We start from the raw sequence: 2,826 nt of genomic DNA, 5'->3' as shown, positions 1-2,826 counted from the left end.
CACCGGTTCCGGGAACATCGGGTTGTTCAACTCGGGTAACAACAACGTCGGGTTCTTCAACTCCGGTGATGGCAATGTCGGGTTCTTCAACTCCGGCAACAACAACTGGGGCTTCGGCAACGCCGGCAACCTCAACACCGGATGGCTCAACGTCGGCAACACCAACTCCGGCGGCGTCAACGTCGGGCATTCCAACACCGGCTACGGCAATACGGGTAACACCAATTCCGGTGTGCTGAACGTCGGCAACACCAACAGCGGCGGGTTCAACACCGGCCACACGAATACCGGGTTCGCGAACAGCGGTAACTCCAACACCGGCTTCGCCAACTCCGGCAACGTCAACACCGGCGCCTTCATCGGCGGCAACTTCAGCAACGGCATGTTCTGGCGAGGCAACTACCAAGGGCTGTTCGGCGCCACCTTCGGTCTGAACCTCGACCCGTACACAGTGCACGCGGTGATCACCGCGCCGATCAACATTCCCATCACCACCAGCCTCGGCGATGGCACCTTCACGATGCCCACCATCCCGAGCATCCCGTACGGCATCACACTCCTCGGGATCCTGGAGCTCACCGGGCAGTTGACCTCCGTCACCATTCCGCCGGTCACCGTCGTCGCCAACGGGGCGGCGCCACAGTTGCTCATCGGCGGCCCGGATACCACGGTCGTCGTCAACGTCTCAGCGGCCATCGGACCGCTCAACATTCCGTTCATCGACATCCCCGCCGCACCAGGCTTCTTCAACTCGACGACGAATCCGACGTCGGGATTCTTCAACAGCGGGGCCGGCGGCGGGTCTGGCTTCTTCAACTTCGGAGCAGGCTCGTCCGGTCTGTTCAACATGGTGCCGATGTCGATCATCGGCGGTGCCGGTCTTTCCGGCGTGCTGAATTACGGTGCGCTGTCGTCAGGTATGGCCAATTTCGGCAACACCGTCTCGGGCTGGATGAACACCAGCACCGCAGGTCTGTCCACACCGGGCCTGGTGTCCGGTCTCGACAATGTGGGCACTCAGGTGGCCGGATGGTTCCGCAACGGTCTCGAAACCCGACTGAACTTCGGCATCGGCAACATCGGCGGACTGAATCTCGGCTTCGGCAATGTCGGCAACCTGAATCTGGGGTCGGGTAATCAGGGCAGCGCGAATGTCGGTGACGGGAACGTCGGTGGGTCGAACCTGGGGTCGGGTAATTCGGGGGATGGCAACGTCGGGTCGGGTAATCACGGCAGTTCGAATGTCGGGTTCGGGAACCTGGGTAGCTTCAATTTTGGTTGGGGGAACTTGGGGGACTTCAACTTTGGGTTCGGCAATATCGGGTCGGGCAATATTGGGTTCGGGAATTCGGGTACCGGCAATATCGGGATCGGGCTGACGGGGAACAACCAATTCGGGTTTGGTGGCTGGAACACCGGTTCCGGGAACATCGGGTTGTTCAACTCGGGCAGTAACAACGTCGGGTTCTTCAACTCCGGTGATGGCAATGTCGGGTTCTTCAACTCGGGCAACAACAACTGGGGTTTCGGCAACGCGGGCAATCTGAACACGGGCTGGCTCAACGTCGGCAACACCAACTCCGGTGCGCTGAATGTGGGTCACACGAACACCGGTTACGGGAACACGGGTAACACCAATTCCGGTGTGCTGAACGTCGGCAGCACCAACACCGGTGGGTTCAACCCCGGTGATCTCAATACCGGGTTTGCGAACAGCGGTAATTCCAACACCGGTTTCGCCAACACGGGCAACGTCAACACCGGCGCCTTCATCGGCGGCAATTACAGCAACGGCATGTTCTGGCGCGGCGACAACCAAGGACAATTCGGCGGCACCATCGGCCTGACCATCCCGGAAATCCCGTTCACGTTGGACGTCAACGCTCCCATCAACATTCCGGTCACCGGCACGCTGGGTACTGGAGCGGCCGGAACCATCACCATCCCGGGCATTTCCATCGGCACCATCAGCGCGCAGATCAACATCATCGGCTTCCCGGTCACCGCCGCGTCCGTAGGGCCCATCAGCATCCCGACCATCACGGTCAGCGGCCAGAATCCGTTCATCACAGCGACTGTCGGTGGGCCTACTACGGCAATCCACATCACCGGCACTGGTGGCGTGGGTCCGATCGTGATCCCGGTGTTCGATCTTCCGAAGGGGCCGGGGTTCTTCAATTCGACGGCGAATCCGACGTCGGGGTTCTTCAACACCGGTGGCGGTGGTGGGTCGGGTTTCTGGAATGCCGGTGTGGGTGCGGCGTCGGGGTTGTGGAATGTGGCGGTGTCGCAGTTGGTCGGCTCCGGGGTGTCGGGGTTGTTCAACTATGGGGCGCTGTCGTCCGGTTTCTCCAATCTCGGCAACACGGTGTCGGGGTTGTTCAACACCAGCACTCTGAATCTGGCGACGCCGGGTTTGGTGTCCGGAATCGGCACGCTCGGAACGAGTCTGGCGGGTTGGTTCCGCGACGCCACCGGGACCCGGTTCAATGTCGGGTTCGGCAATGTGGGGTCGTTGAACGTTGGGCTGGGCAATGTCGGGGACTGGAATCTGGGGTCGGGTAATCAGGGCAGCGCGAATGTCGGTGACGGGAACGTCGGTGGCTCGAACCTGGGGTCGGGCAATGAGGGTGACCACAACGTCGGCTCGGGTAATCACGGCAGTTCGAATGTCGGGTTCGGGAACCTGGGGAGCTCCAATTTTGGTTGGGGGAACTTGGGGGACTTCAACTTTGGGTTCGGCAATATCGGGTCGGGCAATATCGGGTTCGGGAACTCGGGCACCGGCAATATCGGGATCGGGCTGACGGGGAACAACCAATTCGG

1 pseudogene is annotated in these 2,826 nt (G+C 60.9%); it reads left to right on the top strand.

Features of this window, described 5'->3' with window-relative positions:
• Positions 1 to 2,826, top strand: a pseudogene (locus AB4879_RS00005) (PPE family protein); the annotation flags it as partial.

The sequence above is a fragment of the Mycobacterium sp. SA01 genome (assembly GCF_041287105.1).
GTDB lineage: Bacteria > Actinomycetota > Actinomycetes > Mycobacteriales > Mycobacteriaceae > Mycobacterium.
Note: the sequence above shows the minus strand (reverse complement) of the source record. Positions and strands in the feature narration are given on the sequence as shown.